This window comes from Pseudomonas sp. 14P_5.3_Bac1, assembly GCF_025466135.1.
GTDB lineage: Bacteria > Pseudomonadota > Gammaproteobacteria > Pseudomonadales > Pseudomonadaceae > Aquipseudomonas.
On record NZ_JANLOF010000010.1, the window covers coordinates 1 to 15,334 of the forward strand.

14 protein-coding genes are annotated in these 15,334 nt (G+C 63.0%); 7 read left to right on the forward strand and 7 right to left on the reverse strand.

Annotation, left to right across the window (positions count from 1 at the left end; all coding sequences use genetic code 11):
• Positions 1-80 precede the first annotated feature (80 nt).
• Entirely contained in the window at positions 81-1,523 is a 1,443-nt protein-coding gene (locus tag NTD89_RS02505) for an aldehyde dehydrogenase family protein (RefSeq protein ID WP_262206353.1), read from the reverse strand.
• Positions 1,520-3,145 (reverse strand): 5-guanidino-2-oxopentanoate decarboxylase, encoded by a 1,626-nt coding sequence (locus tag NTD89_RS02510; protein WP_262206354.1) that lies wholly within the window; start codon positions 3,143-3,145, stop codon positions 1,520-1,522. Before NTD89_RS02510 ends, NTD89_RS02505 begins: the two co-directional genes overlap by 4 nt.
• A 110-nt stretch (positions 3,146-3,255) precedes the next feature.
• On the opposite strand from NTD89_RS02510, the gene NTD89_RS02515 reads away from it, so the two are divergent.
• Positions 3,256-4,128 (forward strand): LysR substrate-binding domain-containing protein, encoded by an 873-nt coding sequence (locus NTD89_RS02515; RefSeq protein ID WP_262206355.1) that lies wholly within the window; start codon positions 3,256-3,258, stop codon positions 4,126-4,128.
• 125 nt (positions 4,129-4,253) lie between these two features.
• On the opposite strand, the gene NTD89_RS02520 is transcribed toward NTD89_RS02515, so the two are convergent.
• Entirely contained in the window at positions 4,254-4,868 is a 615-nt protein-coding gene (locus NTD89_RS02520) for an NAD(P)-dependent oxidoreductase (RefSeq protein ID WP_262206356.1), read from the reverse strand.
• A gap of 33 nt (positions 4,869-4,901) precedes the next feature.
• Positions 4,902-5,768, reverse strand: coding sequence for an MBL fold metallo-hydrolase (locus NTD89_RS02525; RefSeq protein ID WP_145162961.1), 867 nt, complete (start codon positions 5,766-5,768; stop codon positions 4,902-4,904).
• A 104-nt stretch (positions 5,769-5,872) separates the two neighbouring features.
• Between NTD89_RS02525 and NTD89_RS02530 the strand changes: the two genes are divergently transcribed.
• Both NTD89_RS02530 and NTD89_RS02535 read left to right on the forward strand, forming a co-directional pair.
• Complete coding sequence (locus tag NTD89_RS02530; protein WP_145162963.1) at positions 5,873-6,778, forward strand: LysR family transcriptional regulator; 906 nt, start codon at positions 5,873-5,875, stop codon at positions 6,776-6,778.
• Positions 6,779-6,877: 99 nt separating this feature from the next.
• Positions 6,878-7,054, forward strand: coding sequence for a hypothetical protein (locus NTD89_RS02535; RefSeq protein WP_164487913.1), 177 nt, complete (start codon positions 6,878-6,880; stop codon positions 7,052-7,054).
• Here NTD89_RS02535 and NTD89_RS02540 read toward each other — a convergent pair.
• Positions 7,047-7,931 (reverse strand): helix-turn-helix domain-containing protein, encoded by an 885-nt coding sequence (locus NTD89_RS02540; RefSeq protein ID WP_145162965.1) that lies wholly within the window; start codon positions 7,929-7,931, stop codon positions 7,047-7,049. The genes NTD89_RS02535 and NTD89_RS02540 overlap by 8 nt on opposite strands.
• A 180-nt stretch (positions 7,932-8,111) precedes the next feature.
• On the opposite strand from NTD89_RS02540, the gene pobA reads away from it, so the two are divergent.
• The gene (gene pobA / locus NTD89_RS02545; protein ID WP_145162967.1) at positions 8,112-9,305 is read left to right on the forward strand and encodes a 4-hydroxybenzoate 3-monooxygenase; all 1,194 of its coding nucleotides are present in this window, start codon (positions 8,112-8,114) and stop codon (positions 9,303-9,305) included.
• A gap of 66 nt (positions 9,306-9,371) precedes the next feature.
• On the forward strand, positions 9,372-10,889 hold the full coding sequence (locus NTD89_RS02550; RefSeq protein ID WP_262206357.1) for an MDR family MFS transporter: 1,518 nt from the start codon (positions 9,372-9,374) through the stop codon (positions 10,887-10,889).
• A 132-nt stretch (positions 10,890-11,021) separates the two neighbouring features.
• Here NTD89_RS02550 and NTD89_RS02555 read toward each other — a convergent pair whose 3' ends face one another.
• A complete protein-coding gene (locus NTD89_RS02555) occupies positions 11,022-11,858 on the reverse strand; it encodes a cache domain-containing protein (RefSeq protein ID WP_262206358.1) in 837 nt (278 codons plus the stop codon).
• A gap of 51 nt (positions 11,859-11,909) precedes the next feature.
• On the reverse strand, positions 11,910-12,683 hold the full coding sequence (locus NTD89_RS02560) for a transporter substrate-binding domain-containing protein (protein WP_262206359.1): 774 nt from the start codon (positions 12,681-12,683) through the stop codon (positions 11,910-11,912).
• Between the two features lie 402 nt (positions 12,684-13,085).
• On the opposite strand from NTD89_RS02560, the gene NTD89_RS02565 reads away from it, so the two are divergent.
• A complete protein-coding gene (locus tag NTD89_RS02565; protein ID WP_262206360.1) occupies positions 13,086-14,456 on the forward strand; it encodes a glutamine synthetase family protein in 1,371 nt (456 codons plus the stop codon).
• A gap of 216 nt (positions 14,457-14,672) precedes the next feature.
• Positions 14,673-15,272 carry a class I SAM-dependent methyltransferase gene (locus NTD89_RS02570; RefSeq protein WP_242194006.1) on the forward strand — a complete coding sequence of 200 codons (600 nt, stop codon included), beginning with the start codon at positions 14,673-14,675 and terminating at the stop codon, positions 15,270-15,272.
• Positions 15,273-15,334 lie beyond the last annotated feature (62 nt).

Consider the following 15,334-nt stretch of genomic DNA (forward strand, 5'->3'; position numbering starts at 1 on the left):
GGCACCCCCCCCCCCCCCCCCCCCCCCCCCCCCCCCCCCCCCCCCCCCCCCCCCCCCCCCCCCACAAAGGGTCCCAGTCGCTAGAGGGCGCGGATCACATGCTTGATCTCCTGAAACGCCGCCAAGCCCCAAGGCCCCAACTCGCGGCCGATGCTGCTCTGCTTGTAACCACCCCATGCCGTTTGCGGGAAGATCACCTGCGGGGCGTTGATCCACACAAGCCCGGCCTGCAAGGCATTGGCCACGCGTTCGGCGGTGTCGACATCGGCACTCACCACACTGGCGACCAGGCCGAAATCGCTGTCATTGGCCAGGGCAATGGCTTCCTCGGCAGTGGTAAAACGTCGTACACACAGCACCGGGCCGAAGATCTCTTCGTTCCACAACGCACTGCTCAACGGCACATCGGTAAACACGGTCGGGCGAATGAAATAGCCCTTTGCCAGTTCGGCCGGTCGTTCACCGCCGCACAGCAAACGCGCGCCGTCTGCGATGCCACGCTGAATATGCCCCAGCACCCGCTGATACTGCGCACGGTTGATCAACGCGCCCATTTCCACCTCATCGGCAAACGGGTCTGCCACGCGAATCCCTTCGGCCCGCGTCTGCAAACGCTGCAGGAACGCGTCCGCCAAGCTGTCAGCCACCAGCACGCGGCTGGTGGCCGAACACATCTGCCCGGCGTTGAAAAAACCACCACCACAGGCCAGTTCCACCGCCAGGTCGAGGTCGGCATCCGCGAGCACCAGCAACGAGGATTTACCGCCCAGCTCAAGGCTTACACCCTTGATGGTTTCTGCCGCGCGTTGCATCACCTGCACGCCGACGGCGTTACTGCCGGTGAAGGACATCTTCGCCACGCGGCGGTCTGCCGCCAGCGGTGCGCCGACCGCCAGGCCCGTGCCGCAGACCAGGTTGAACACACCCGCCGGCAGCCCTGCCTGGGCAATAATTTGCGCCAGTTGCAACTCGGCCAACGGCGTGACTTCCGATGGCTTGAGCACCACGCAACATCCGGCCGCCAGGGCCGGGGCGAGTTTCCAGGCGGTGGTCACCATCGGGAAATTCCACGGCACAATCAGCCCGACCACACCACAGGGCTCACGGCGCAGGCGTGCGCCGAAGTCCTCGCCGGGCAGTGACACCGGGCGGTCTTGCGCGGCGTCCATGTCGTCGCACATGCCGGCGTAGTAGTCGAAGGTGGCGATCACATCGTCCACATCAATGCCGGCCTCAAACAGCGGCTTGCCATTGTTGCTCGACTGCAACTGCATCAGCTGCTCGCGCTGGGCGCTCACGCCCTGGGCGATCTTGCGCAGCACGGCGGCGCGGTCCCGGCCGGTGCTTTTCGACCAGTCGATGAACGCCGCGCTGGCCGCCTCCACCGCTTGGGCCACGGTGCTCGCATCGCCCACGCTGACGTGGGCCAGGCTGGCTTCGGTGGCAGGGTTAATCACCTCGATGACGTCATGGCCTGCACGCCATTCGCCCGCAATAAACACACCGTTCAATACTGCGCTCATACCGCGACCTCCTGCATCCACAGCCTCTGGTCGATTTCGATCAGCGTCGGCCCCTGGCGATCAGCGGCGGCGCGCAATGCCGTGCGCAGCTGCGCGATACCCTGAATGCTCTCGGCGGCGCAGCCCAAGGCTTTGGCCACACCGATAAAGTCCGGGGTGTAGATGTCCACACCGACCGGCTCGATGGCGCGGTTGAGCATGTACTTCTTGATCTCCTCGTAGCCCTGGTTATTCCACAGCAGCACGATGACCGGCACGCGCGCCTCGACCGCGCTGGCCAGTTCCGGCAGGCTGAATTGCAGGCCGCCGTCGCCGATCAGGCACACCACCGGTTGCCCGTCGCCGCGTCCCAGCCAGGCGCCAATCGCTGCGGGCAGGGCGTAGCCCAAGGTGCCGTAGCCGGTGGAGGAATTGAACCAGCGGCGTGGGTGGTCGAGGTTCAGCGTCAGGTTGCCGCTGTACACCGGTTGGGTGGAGTCGCCCACCAGCACGGCGCCGGGCAGTTCCGCCAGCACGGTGTTGAGAAACAGGGTTTGCGCGCGGGTGGCGGCGTCCCAGGTGGGCGTCAACTCAGCCCACAGGCGCGCGACGCGTGGGCTGCCCCAGTCGGGATCGCGCTCGCCCAATACCTGGCTGTCCAGCGCGGCCAACAACGCTTCGGCTGCGATCTGCGCATCGGCCACCAGTGCGACCTGAGGCGGGTAATTGCGCACGGTCTGGTCGGGGTCGATGTCGATGCGCAGCAGCGCGCCGGGGATCTCGAACCCCCCGGCGAAGGTCACGTCGTAATCGGTTTCCGCCAGTTCGGTGCCGATGGCCAGCACCACATCGGCTTCGGCGACCAGGGCGCGGGTGGCGACCAGCGTCTGGGTCGAGCCGATCAGCAACGGGTGCGCGGCCGGCAGCATGCCTTTGGCGTTGATGGTCAGGGCCACCGGTGCGCCAAGCCGTTCGGCCAGGCGGGTCAATTCGGGGGCCGCCTCGATGGCGCCGCCGCCGGCGAGAATCAGCGGGCGTTTTGCTGCCGCCAGCAACTGGCTCATCTGCTTCACCGCCGCCGGCGCGGCACCGGCGCGCGCCACGCTGATCGGCTCGCTGCCGAGCAGGGCATCGGCGTTTTCAACCAGCACATCCAGCGGAATCTCGATGTGCACCGGGCGCGGTCGCCCGGCCTGGAACAGCGCAAACGCGCGGGCCAGCACGCCAGGCAACTCCGCCGCCGACATCAAGGTGTGCGAGAACGCCGCCACGCCCGCGATCATCGCGCTCTGGTTCGGCAGCTCATGCAGTTTGCCGCGCCCGCCACCCAATTGGCTGCGCGATTGCACACTGGAAATCACCAGCATCGGGATCGAGTCGGCATAGGCCTGGCCCATGGCGGTGGTGATGTTGGTCATGCCGGGGCCGGTGATGATGAAACACACGCCAGGTTTACCGCGGGTGCGCGCATAGCCGTCGGCCATGAAGCCTGCGCCCTGTTCGTGGCGCGGGGTGACGTGGCGGATGCTCGAGCGCGCCAGGCCACGGTACAACTCGACGGTGTGCACGCCGGGAATGCCGAACACCTGGTCTACGCCGTAGCGTTCCAGGAGGTTGACCAATACTTCGCCGCAGGTCGCCATACATGTCGCTCTTGTTGTTGATTCGAGGCGCTATTGGAGCGGCAGGCCGGTAGCGCCAACAATCGATAAAAAGTCATACTAGCCATGTCCCCACGTCATGGCTGCGCCCAATGAAACGCTTGCCACCGCTGCCCGCGCTGCACACCTTCTGGGTCACGGCCCAGTGCTGCAACTTCACCCGCGCCGCTGAGCAACTGCACATCACCCAAGGTGCGGTGAGCCGGCAGATTGCCGGGCTCGAAAGTCATTTGGGCTATGCCTTGTTCCAGCGCCAGGCGCGGGGCTTGAGCCTGACCGAAGAGGGCCGCGAGTGGTCGCTGCGGGCGCAGCAAGTGTTTGGCTTGATCGGCGACGCGGTGGAGCAGATCGGCGGCCGCCGCCAGACCCTGCAACTCAAGGCCTCCACGTGTGTGATGCGCTGGCTGCTGCCGCGTTTGCTGCAGTGGCAAAAGGAGCGCCCGGACGTGCCGGTGGAACTCACCACCACCGTGGCCTACACCGTGGACTTTCGCCGCGAGCAATTCGACGCGGCGGTGATCTATGCGCCCATCGCCGAGCAGTCGGCGCAGGCGCGGCATTTATTCGATGAACAACTCACCCCGGTCTGCGCGCCGGTGTTGCTCGCCAGCCTGCACACACCGGCTGATTTGCAGCGCCAGGTGCTGCTGCACCCCACGCGGGACGAGCGCGATTGGGCGTTGTGGCTGAAGGCTGCGAACACGCGCTTGAGCAACCTGGCCCAGGGGCATCATTTTGAAACGCTGGACCTGGCAATGACGGTGGCGTCCCAGGGCTCGGGAGTGGCGATTGGCGACAGTGCGTTGATTGGCGAGGATGTGAAGGCGGGGCGGCTGGCGACACCGTTTGAACTGCGCGTGCCGACCGGGATGGGGTATTACCTGGTGTACCCGCCAGGCACTGAGCCTTCGGCCGGGCTTGAAGCGCTGATGGAGTGGCTGGTGAGCCAAGCCCAACCGTCGTAATACCGCAGACCCAAAAGTGGCAGCGGGCTTGTGTGGGAGCTGGCTTGCCTGCGATGCAGGCACCTCGGTGTGTCAGTCATGCCGCGGTGATGCTATCGCAGGCAAGCCAGCTCCTACAGGGGTCGTCAGTAGCCGACGGTGAAACGCTGGCGCGAGTGCTTCGGCGTTTCTACTTCGTCGATCAACGCGATGGCGTAGTCAGCAAAGCTGATCCAGCTGCGCCCTTGCGCGCTCACCAGCAAATCATCCTGGCCCACGCGGAATGTTCCGGTGCGCTCGGTCTCAACGAACTCCGCCGACGGCGACAGGAAGGTCCAGTCCAGCTCTTTTTCCTGGCGCAGCGCATCAAGAAATTCAGCGCCGGCGCTGGCCTCGGCCTTGTACTCCGCCGGGAAGCCAGGGCTGTCGATGACTCGGCTGCCATCCGGCAACAACAACGAACCTGCACCGCCAACCACCAGCAGGCGTTTCACCCTGGCGTTCTTCACCGGGCCGATCACCGCACTGGCCGGCAGTGTGGCGAAGTGCGCCGCACTGATCACCACGTCGCTGCCGCTGACAGCCTGTTGCAGGGCGTTGGCATCCAGGGCGTCGACCTGTTTGACGGTGACGCCCGGGCGTGCGGTCAGCGTGCCGGTATTACGCGCAAGGGCGGTGACGGTATGCCCACGACGCAGCGCTTCTTCCAACAGTTGGCTACCGGCGCGGCCGGTGGCACCAATGATTGCGATCTTGCTCATGACGCTCTCCAGTACGTTAAGGTTTAAAACCATTCACCACTTCATTTCGCCCTTGGCGACTTTGGCACCGAGTTCCAGGCTGCTCTCATCTTCAAGTTTCGGGTAACGCTTTTTCATGGCCGCGATCAGCGCAGTGGAATCCTTGGCCTTGGCGGTTTCCTCATCGAACGCTTTGATATAGCCCGCGGTGAATGCCACGGACTGCACAGTGGGTGTACCCAGGTAGTGACCCGGAATCACGGTGCGCGGTTTCAGGTCTTCGATACGTTGCAAGGTTGCCAGCCAGTCAGCGTGGGACTGGGCGGTTTGCGTATCGGCCATCCACACGTGGGTGTTCTCGAACACCACAACGCCGCCCACCACGGCCTTGATCGATGGAATCCACACGAACGTGCGCTCCGGCTGCGGGCCGTCCAGGCCGACCACTTCCAGCGTCTTGCCTTCCAGGGTCAGGCTATGGCCTTGGAGCACCTGCGGGATGATGGCTTTGGCCGGTTTGTCGGCACCCAGCTTAGGGCCCCAGAACGCGAGTTTCTGCTCGGCGGTGGCCTTGATATGGTCGACCACCGGCTGGGTGGCTACCACCTTGGCGGCGGGGAACGCCTTCGTCAGCACTTCAAGGCCGAAGTAGTAATCCGGGTCGCCGTCACTGACGTAGATGGTGGTCAGGCGCTTGCCGCTGGCGCGAATCTTTGTCACCAGTTGCTCGGCTTGGGCATTGCCGAATTGCGCGTTCACGAGGATGACGTCGTGCTCGCCGCTGACCAGTACCGAGCTGACGGGCATCATTGCCGAGGTACCAGGGTTATAAGCATCCAGCGTCAGATCGGCTGCCGCGGCATGGGCGGCGAATGCCAGGGCGGCCATGGCCGTGGCCAATCGTTTAAGCGTCGAGATCATGTGCAGCTCCAGCAGCAGGTAAGTGATGCCCAGAGCTTAGTTGCACCAAACGTCACAAAAAATGCCATGCTTGAACATAGTTTGTTTCTGAAAGCGTGCAAATCATGGATCGTCTTCAAGCAATGCGGGTGTTTGTCACGGTCGTCGACCTGGGTAGCCAGTCGGCGGCGGCGGATCAGTTGGACCTGTCGCGGCCGGTCGTTTCACGTTATCTGGCAGAACTTGAGGATTGGATGGGCGCGCGGCTGATGCATCGCACCACGCGCAAGCTCAGCCTCACCGCGGCGGGTAGCGAAATGCTGCCCCGAGCGCGGCAGTTGCTGGAGTTGTGCAACGACATGCAGGCCGCCGTCAGCGAGCCGGACGAAGCGCCGCGCGGCCAGCTACGGCTGAGTGTCAGCAGCTCGTTCGGCCAGGCGCAATTGGCGGACGCCGTGGCCGAGTTCGTCAAGCGCAACCCGTTGGTCAGTATCGATCTGCAGATGCTCGACCGTACGGTGAACCTGGTGGATGAGCGTATCGACCTGGCCATTCGCACCAGTTTTGAGCTGGACCCCAACCTGATCGCTCGCAAGCTGACCCTCTGCCGCTCGGTCATTTGCGCGTCCCCGGCCTACCTGCTGGAGCACCCGCGTCCGCAGCACGTGCACGACCTGGCGAAGCATAACTGCCTGACGCACACTTACTTCGGCAAAAGCCTGTGGCACTTCACCGAAAACGCAGAGCCGGTGTCGGTGGCGGTACAGGGCAATATCAGCGCTAACGAGGCGACCGCCCTGTTACGGGTGACATTGGCGGGGGCAGGGGTGGCGCGGCTCCCCAGTTATCAGGCGGGGGATTACATCCGCAGCGGCGAACTGATCCGTTTGCTGCCCGAGGCGGAGCCCCAGCAAATGAATGTCTACGCGGTGTACGCCTCGCGCAAGCACATGCCGTTGGCGCTGCGCAGCCTGCTGGATTTTCTGGTGCTGCGCTTTCCTGAGGAGCCGGTGTGGGATGTCGGCCTTTGAATCCGACATAAAGATCTTGAATGGCGTCCAATAATGGCAACTCTTGCTGGCTGACCTATGCTTTAAACAGCACCGAGTCGATCAGTTCAGAGGTGTGCCATGACTCTAAAAATCAGAAAGTACCTGATGATTTTCATCCTGTGCGCCCTGGCTACCGCGCTGTACGGCACTGCTGCGTACCGGGTTGAACAGACCCGCATGCAGCCGACCTTTGCGGTCAGTTGCCATCAGGACATGTGCCTGCCGCGTACCGGCAGTTTCAGCGCGCTCAGGTAGGCTGTTCGGCCTTCAACTGCTCGCGGAATGCTTTGGGCGAGAACCCGACCCGGCGCCGAAACAGTCGCGAGAAGTTGGTCGGGTCGGAAAACCCCAGCACCTCCGACATCTCATTGATGGTCATGCTGGTGTAGGTCAGCAGGCGCTTGGCTTCCAGCAACTGGCGGTCATGCATGATCTGCAGCGCAGGTTGCCCACCCAATTCCCGACACGTGCCGTTCAGGTGTGAAACCGAGATGCCCAGCTTGTGGGCCAGGTCTTCGATCTTGGGGTGTTCGCGATAATGCTGTTCGACCAGTTGGGTAAACCGCCGGAAATATTCACGCCCTCGCGGTGCCCGCGCGTGGCGACGCTGGATGGCCTGGCGGCTGATCCACACCAGCAGCACGCTGACCAAGGCGTGCATCATCATGTCGCGCGCCGGTTGCTCATCGGCGTATTCGTCCTGCAGGCGCGCAAACAGGCTGTTGAGGTAGTCGCTGTCCTTGCCGGCCGGGTAGTTGCCCAAGGCTTGCAAGCCGTCCACCGTCGAGCCCAGCTGCGTCTGCAAATGGCTGACCAGCGGCGCTGACAGCGTGACGATGAACCCTTCGACATCTTCGGCAAACCGAAACCCATGCACACACAAGGGCGGCAGCACCTGCAAGGTCGCCTCGTCGAGCGTGGTGCGCTGGCCTTCGATTTCCAGTTGCGCCTGGCCTTTATGCACGTACAACAACTGGCACAGGTCCGCGTGCCGGTGGGGCTGGATTTCCCACTGGTATTCCCGACTGCGCCGGGAAATGGTTTCACAGTGCAACAAATCGGGCGTCGGCCATTGCTGGCTTTCCCCGTAAAGCTTGAAGACCGGAATCGCGGTACTGGCAGTTTTGGTCATGGTTTCAATCCGATACTCAGGATAGTGGTTCGGTAATCGCCCCGATTGGCAAAAAGCGCAGGCTTTGTCTCAGTTTTCACCTTCTTATGGCGGTCACTCAAGTGAAAAATGTCAGCAACAAGATCAATGACAACTCTTTCACCTCATCCGTTCGGGTGAGCCTTGCGGACCCTAAAAATAATGAAAACGCTGAAAACCCAAGTCGCCATTATCGGCGCCGGTCCCTCCGGACTGTTGCTCGGTCAACTGCTGCACAACGCGGGTATCCAGACCCTGGTGCTAGAGCGCCAGCGGGCCGATTACGTGCAAGGCCGCATCCGTGCCGGGGTGCTGGAGCAAGGCATGGTCGACCTGCTGCGCGAAGCCGGTGTCAGCCAGCGCATGGACGCCGAAGGCCTGGTGCATGACGGTTTCGAGCTGGCGCTCAATGGCCAGCTCAGCCATATCGACCTCAAGGGCTTGACCGGCGGCCGGTCGGTGATGATCTACGGCCAGACCGAAGTGACCCGCGACCTGATGCAAGCGCGTGAAGCCGCCGGCGCCCTCACGCTGTACGAAGCGCACAACGTGCAGCCCCATGACCTTAAAAGTGATCGACCGTGGCTGACCTTCGAGCATCAGGGCGAAGCCTTTCGTGTGGAGTGCGACTACATTGCCGGCTGTGATGGTTTCCATGGCGTGGCGCGCCAATCCATTCCGGCTGATTCGTTAAAGGTTTTCGAGCGCGTCTACCCCTTTGGTTGGCTGGGCGTCCTTGCCGACACGCCACCGGTGCATGCCGAACTGGTCTACGCCAAGCACCCGCGCGGCTTTGCGCTGTGCAGCATGCGTTCGCCGACCCGCAGCCGTTATTACCTGCAAGTGCCGGCTGAAACGGCGCTGGATGAATGGTCGGATGAGCGTTTCTGGGATGAGCTGAAAACCCGCCTGCCCAGCGCCCTGGCCGCACAGTTGGTGACCGGGCCGTCGATCGAAAAAAGCATCGCGCCGCTGCGCAGCTTTGTGGTGGAACCGATGCAATACGGGCGCCTGTTCCTGCTCGGGGATGCGGCGCATATCGTGCCGCCAACCGGGGCCAAGGGGTTGAACCTGGCGGCCAGTGACGTGAATACGCTGTTTCGCATCCTGCTCAAGGTGTATCGCGAGGGGCGCGTGGACTTATTGCCGCAGTACTCGGCGATCTGCCTGCGCCGGGTGTGGAAGGCCGAGCGGTTTTCCTGGTGGATGACCTCCATGCTGCACCAGTTTGCGGACGCGGATGGCTTCAGCCAGCGCATCGCCGAGAGTGAGCTGGCGTATTTCGTCGATTCGCAGGCCGGGCGCACAACCATTGCAGAAAATTACGTCGGGCTTGCTTACGAAGCTATCGAGTAGCCTGCTATCGTATCGAGCATTCCCGCGGGCCCTTTCTGCCCGTGGGCCTTGCTCGAAGGTTCTGCCGTGACCAACCTCAACCAGCCCACCCAACCCGTTCCCGCCGTGCGCAGTGTGCTCGCCGCCTTGATGATGGCGATCTTCCTCGGCGCACTGGACCAGACCATCGTCGCCGTGTCCATGCCGGCCATCTCCGCGCAGTTCCATGACGTCAACCTGCTGGCCTGGGTGATCTCCGGCTACATGGTGGCGATGACGGTGGCGGTGCCGATTTACGGCAAGCTCGGTGACTTGTACGGGCGTCGCCCGATGATGTTGATCGGCATGAGCGTGTTCACCCTGGCGTCGCTGTTTTGCGCCATGGCGCAAAACATGGAGCAACTGGTGCTGGCGCGCATTCTGCAGGGCATCGGCGCCGGCGGGATGATCTCGGTGAGCCAGGCGATCATTGGTGACATCATTCCACCGCGCGAGCGCGGGCGTTATCAGGGTTATTTCAGCAGCATGTACGCGGTGGCCAGTGTGGCCGGGCCGGTGCTGGGCGGGTACATGACCGAGTATCTGTCCTGGCGTTGGGTGTTTCTGATCAACCTGCCGCTGGGCGCCGGCGCCTGGTATGTGGCGCATCGCACCCTGGTCGGGTTGCCGGTGCCGCAGCGCAAGCCGATCATCGATTATGTCGGCACCTTGCTGATGATCATCGGCCTCACGGCCTTGCTGCTGGGCATCACCGAGATCGGCCAGGGCCATCATTGGCGCGACCAGCAAGTGCTCGGGCTGCTGGTGTGTGCGGGGGTGGCGCTCACGCTGTTTGTCTGGCATGAACGCCGCGCGCGCGAGCCTTTGCTGCCGATGCACCTGTTTGCCAATCGCAGCGCCGTGTTGTGCTGGTGCACGATTTTTTTCACCAGTTTTCAGGCGATTTCCCTGACGGTGTTGATGCCGCTGCGGTATCAGACGGTGACCGGTTCGGGGGCGGACAGCGCCGCGCTGCACCTGCTGCCGCTGGCCTTCGGCCTGCCGGTGGGGGCTTATTTTGCCGGGCGCATGACCTCGGTGACCGGGCGCTATAAGCCAATGATTCTGAGCGGCGCGTTGCTGAGCCCGTTCGCGATTCTGGGCATGGCCTACAGTGCGCCGCAGGCGGTCGGGATGACGGCGATGTTCATGTTGCTGTGTGGGATTGCGGCGGGGATGCAGTTCCCGACGTCGCTGGTGGGGACGCAGAATTCGGTCGAGCAGCGCGACATTGGCGTGGCGACCAGCACCACCAACCTGTTCCGCTCCCTTGGCGGGGCCGTAGGCGTGGCCTGCATGTCGGCCTTGTTGCTGGCGCTGTTGCAGGATTCGAGCTTTGCGCATTTGGCCAGCGGCGCGCTGGTGGCCGAAGGCAGTTCCGGCAACGTCTTGCTGGACGGCTTGAACGCCGCGCCCGGCCCGGCGCAGGATGCCCTGCGCGGGGAGTTGGCGGTGACGTTCCGGCATTTGCTGATGGTGAGTGCGGCGGTGTCGTTGCTGGGGTTGGCGGCGGCGATTGCGATGCCTAACCGAGTGCTGCGTGGGCGTGAAGACAAGGCCAAGTAACTGACCCCATGATGATCAAATTGTAGGAGCTGGCTTGCCTGCGAAGGCGGTGTATCAGTGCCGGCTATGCAAACTGACCCACCGCTTTCGCAGGCAAGCCAGCTCCCACAGGTGACTGCATTCCAAGCCTGATCAGGGGCTGTAATACCCGACCGCCACCATGAAATGTCCGGTCTTGCGCAAGTAGGCGTGCTTGTTCTCGACCTTGTTGGTCACCGGGTTTTTCCAGCGGTACTTGTACTCACCTTGATCCTGCTCGGCCATCAGCTTCAAAATCGGCTCGCCCACCGGCTTGCCGTCCGGGTCCCTGATCTTGGCAAAATCGGTGTCCACCAGCCGCAGGTTGGTGCCGTGGGCCACATAGCGCCCGGTATTCAGGTCAACCACGAACACATACAGGTCATCCTGCAGGAAGTCGCCCTGCAACGAATTGATCGCCTTGAGCGTGCCGGCTTCATCTTTGACCAGTGCTTTCACCGCCTTGTCGCGCAAACCGCGAGCCTGCTCTGGCGTGGCGCGTGGCAGGTAATAGCCGACGGCCAGAATCCGCTCGCCGATGCGTTGATAAAACACATGTTTGTGCTCAACCTTGCCGTCGTTCCAGTTCTGCCAGCGATAATCGGCCTGCTGGATGCCTTGGCCTTCGGGCACCGCCAGCGCTTGTTTGAACGAGGCTTGCAAGTCGGGCCCGAGCAACTCGGACACATCGCGGCCGATCAAGGCCGAGGAGGGCCCGCCACTGGCCAGCAACACGCCCTGGGTGTCGACCACAAACACATAACGGTCATGGTCGACAAACTCCCCTTGGCGACTGAACGCGGCAAACGCCTTGTCGCCATTGCTCTGGTAATAGGCCAAGGCCTTGGTCAGCAGCGCCTTGGCGGCCTGGGCGTCCTCCTCCTGAGTGGCCGCGTGCACCTGGCTGCAACACAACAGCAGCAGCCAGGTGATTCGGAGCAGTCCCTTCATTACTCATCCCTCGTTATTGTTTGATGTGAGCACAGCGTAGACCGCTGCGGCTCAGGGCGCCGCCAGCCATTGATTGACGATGGCGTCGTACGCCCCGGTGGCGACGCTCAAGTGCAACCACTGGTCGACATAGCTTTTCCACGCCACGTCATCGCGGGGCAGCAGGAAGGCTTTTTCGCTGTACTGCATCTGCTGCTGCGGGTTGACCGCGCACAGCCCGGGCTTGAGCTTTTGCTGGAAGCGCGCCTCGCTGGCGTCGGTGATCATCACGTCCGCCTTGCCCGCCAGCAACTCGTCGAAGATGGTCACGTTGTCATGCAGGCGGATCTGCGCCTGGCCCAGGTGAGCGCGGGCAAACACTTCGTTGGTGCCGCCGGCCGGCTCGATCACCCGCACCTGCGGCTGGTTGATCTGCTCGACGCTCTGGTAGCGCTGCACGTCGGCGCATCGCACCAGCGGGATTTTGCCGTCCACACCCAGCGTCTGGCTGAAGAAGGCCTTTTTCTGGCGCTCCAGCGACACCGAAATACCGCCCACGGCGATGTCACAGCGTTGAGCCAGGAAGTCCGGCATCAGGGTTTTCCAGGTGGTCGGCACCCACGTGATCGTCGCATTCAGGCTTTTGGCCAGCGACTCGGCCATGGCAATGTCGATGCCTTCATAACGGCCATCGGCGCGCAGCGACGTGTAAGGCTTGTAGTCGCCGGTGGTGCAGACGGTGAGCGTGCCGCGCTGCACCACCTCATCGAGGCGCGAGGGCGCGGCATCGGCCAGGGCGGTGGTTGCCAAACCCGCCAATACACACAGGGCCAGGGGAGCTTTCATGCGGTCGAGTCCTTGGGGCAAGATCGGGGCGGCCATTATTTCCAGGAGCGCGCCGAGGTAGCAAGCGGCGTGAATGTTTAGCCAAGCTGCAACCAAACTCCGTCAACCCTGAATTTAAACCCCCTGTGCAGGCGTGTGACGCTGCCGGGCATCTACCTCACTGTGAATCCCGCATGGACGGTTCCCCCGACACTCATCCCGCGACATTGCCTGGTGCTTTAGTGCCCAGCTGTACCGCGGTTGTCGAGGCCCTTCCTTCCGAGCTGGCCTTCTGGGCCTTGTTCCACTGCCGACACGCGCGCCCACCGGATACCGCTCTCCTACGTTGATCTTTCCCATAGACCCAGCGCCCCTGCGCGCGTTGCCTATGTTCCTGCCTGACGCAAACGTATGAGACTTGCCATGAGTGATTTCGCCTGCCTGCACGAAGCCCGATCTTTCCTTGAACAGCACCCGGACATCGAGATGTTCGAGCTGTTTATCCTCGACAACAACGGCGTGCCGCGCGGCAAATGGCTGCACCGCGATGAGCTGCTGGCGGTGTACGAAAGTGGCCGGCCGTTGCCCAGCACCATCCTCGGCCTGACGATTAATGGCGACGACGTGGAAAACTCCGGGCTGGTGTGGGAGGTCGGGGATATCGACTGCCGCGCCTACCCAATCAGCGCGAGCTTGCAGCGCATGCCGTGGCGCCTGATTCCCACGGCCGCCGTGCAAGTGAGCATGCACCCCACCGAGGGCATGCCCGCCACCGTGGCCGACCCGCGGCATTTGCTCGCCAAGGTCATCGACGGGCTGAAAGCCGACGGTTACTACCCGGTGATGGCGGCCGAGCTGGAGTTTTACCTGCTCGACCAGACACCCGACAGCAACGGCCGCCCACAACCGGCGCGGGATGTGGACGGCAATCGCCCGCGCTCGACCCAGGTGTACGGCCTGCGCGAGCTGGAGCAGATCGAACCGTTCCTCGCCGACCTTTATAGCGCGTGCAAACTGCAAGGCATCCCGGCGCGCACGGCAATCTCCGAATACGCCCCGGGCCAGGTTGAAATCACCCTGGAACATCGCGCCGATGCTTTGCAGGCCATGGACGAAGCCGTGCGCTACAAGCGCCTGGTCAAGGGCGTGGCGCATAAACACGGGATGACCGCCTGCTTCATGGCCAAGCCGTTCGACGACCTGGCGGGCACCGGCATGCACATGCACGTCAGCCTGGCGGATGCCCACGGCAATAACCTGTTCGCCAGTGAGGCTGCCGACGGCACGCCGCTGCTGCGTCAGGCCGTGGGCGGCATGCTCAGCACCTTACTCGATTCGTTGCTGATGTTCTGCCCCAACGCCAACTCCTATCGCCGCTTCCAGACCAACAGCTACGCACCGCTGGCCGCCACCTGGGGCGTGGACAACCGCACCGTGAGCCTGCGTGTGCCCGGCGGGCCGGCCAATTCCCGGCACATCGAGCACCGCATCTGCGGTGCTGACGCCAACCCTTACCTGGCGGCCGCCGCAATCCTGGCGGGTATCCATCGCGGTGTCCGCGAGCAACGCGACCCCGGCGCCCCGGTGGAAGGCAATGGCTATGCGCAAGCCAAACAATTGCTGCCCACTGACTGGCTCACCACCCTGCGTGCGCTTGAAGGGTCAAGCTGGGCGCGGGATGCGTTCGGCAGTGAGTTCCTGGGTGTGTACCTGGCGGTCAAGCGTGCCGAATATCGGCAGTTTATGGGCGAGGTAGGCGAGCAAGACTGGCGCTGGTATCTGCACCAGGCGTAATCCACTGTGGGAGCCGGGCTTGCCCGCGACAGCGGTGTGTCAGCCAGTGGTGGGTTGCCTGACCCACCGCCATCGTAGCCTCGCTGAAGCTCGACAACTCCCACAATGGATCTTGGATGTTTGGTGGCCGTGACGGCTTCGACCTTTTTTTCACGTTGCAGTGGGTAAGCTGCGGTTCAAGGTCGTTCACTACCGTTCCACACACATGAGCCCGTGATGCCGTCACAACCACCTTCCGCCATCGAAATTGAATTCACCGAGCGCTGTGACCGTGAGCATGCCAGGGTCTGCGGCGACACACGCCCGCCGCGCCTGCGCCAGCGCGTAGCGGCGTGGCGTGATGAGCGGTTGGTGCGCCAGGCGTTGAAAGTGGCCGGCGAGCCGGGGCTGATCCTCGACCTGGCCTGCGGTTCCGGCCGGTTCTGGCCGGTGTTGGCAGAACACATCAACCGCGTGATTCTGGCCTCTGACAATTCCCAGGCCATGCTCGACCATGCGCGCACTCATCACCCGGCAGCGCTGCTCAAGCGCGTCAAAACATTCCAGGGGTCGGCGTTTTCCATCGGCTTGTCGGCCAATGCGGTGGACTGCATTTTCTGCATGGAACTGTTTCGCCATGTGCCCAGCAGTGAAGGGCGTTTGGCACTGCTGCGCGAGTTCCATCGGGTCAGCCGCGACACCGTGATCGTTTCCGTGAACGCACACACACCTGTCGAGGGCGAGTTTCGCCAAGCCGGTTTCAAAATACTCAACCATCAGGAATTCCTGCCGGGCTCCAAGCTGTGGCGGGTTTACGTACTGCGTAAGAGAAGCTAACTCCCGTCCGTCGGACTATTCTTCCTGTCTTGTCGGAGTTTTCATGAAGGCGTGTGCACTGC

What these genes read in the sequence shown, in the direction of transcription:
- NTD89_RS02505 (WP_262206353.1), bottom strand. Translation starts at nt 1,523, where the DNA reads ATGAGCGCAGTATTGAACGGTGTGTTTATTGCGGGCGAATGGCGTGCA.
- NTD89_RS02510 (WP_262206354.1), bottom strand. Translation starts at nt 3,145, where the DNA reads ATGGCGACCTGCGGCGAAGTATTGGTCAACCTCCTGGAACGCTACGGC.
- NTD89_RS02515 (WP_262206355.1), top strand. Translation starts at nt 3,256, where the DNA reads ATGAAACGCTTGCCACCGCTGCCCGCGCTGCACACCTTCTGGGTCACG.
- NTD89_RS02520 (WP_262206356.1), bottom strand. Translation starts at nt 4,868, where the DNA reads ATGAGCAAGATCGCAATCATTGGTGCCACCGGCCGCGCCGGTAGCCAA.
- NTD89_RS02525 (WP_145162961.1), bottom strand. Translation starts at nt 5,768, where the DNA reads ATGATCTCGACGCTTAAACGATTGGCCACGGCCATGGCCGCCCTGGCA.
- NTD89_RS02530 (WP_145162963.1), top strand. Translation starts at nt 5,873, where the DNA reads ATGGATCGTCTTCAAGCAATGCGGGTGTTTGTCACGGTCGTCGACCTG.
- NTD89_RS02535 (WP_164487913.1), top strand. Translation starts at nt 6,878, where the DNA reads ATGACTCTAAAAATCAGAAAGTACCTGATGATTTTCATCCTGTGCGCC.
- NTD89_RS02540 (WP_145162965.1), bottom strand. Translation starts at nt 7,931, where the DNA reads ATGACCAAAACTGCCAGTACCGCGATTCCGGTCTTCAAGCTTTACGGG.
- pobA (WP_145162967.1), top strand. Translation starts at nt 8,112, where the DNA reads ATGAAAACGCTGAAAACCCAAGTCGCCATTATCGGCGCCGGTCCCTCC.
- NTD89_RS02555 (WP_262206358.1), bottom strand. Translation starts at nt 11,858, where the DNA reads ATGAAGGGACTGCTCCGAATCACCTGGCTGCTGCTGTTGTGTTGCAGC.
- NTD89_RS02560 (WP_262206359.1), bottom strand. Translation starts at nt 12,683, where the DNA reads ATGAAAGCTCCCCTGGCCCTGTGTGTATTGGCGGGTTTGGCAACCACC.
- NTD89_RS02565 (WP_262206360.1), top strand. Translation starts at nt 13,086, where the DNA reads ATGAGTGATTTCGCCTGCCTGCACGAAGCCCGATCTTTCCTTGAACAG.
- NTD89_RS02570 (WP_242194006.1), top strand. Translation starts at nt 14,673, where the DNA reads ATGCCGTCACAACCACCTTCCGCCATCGAAATTGAATTCACCGAGCGC.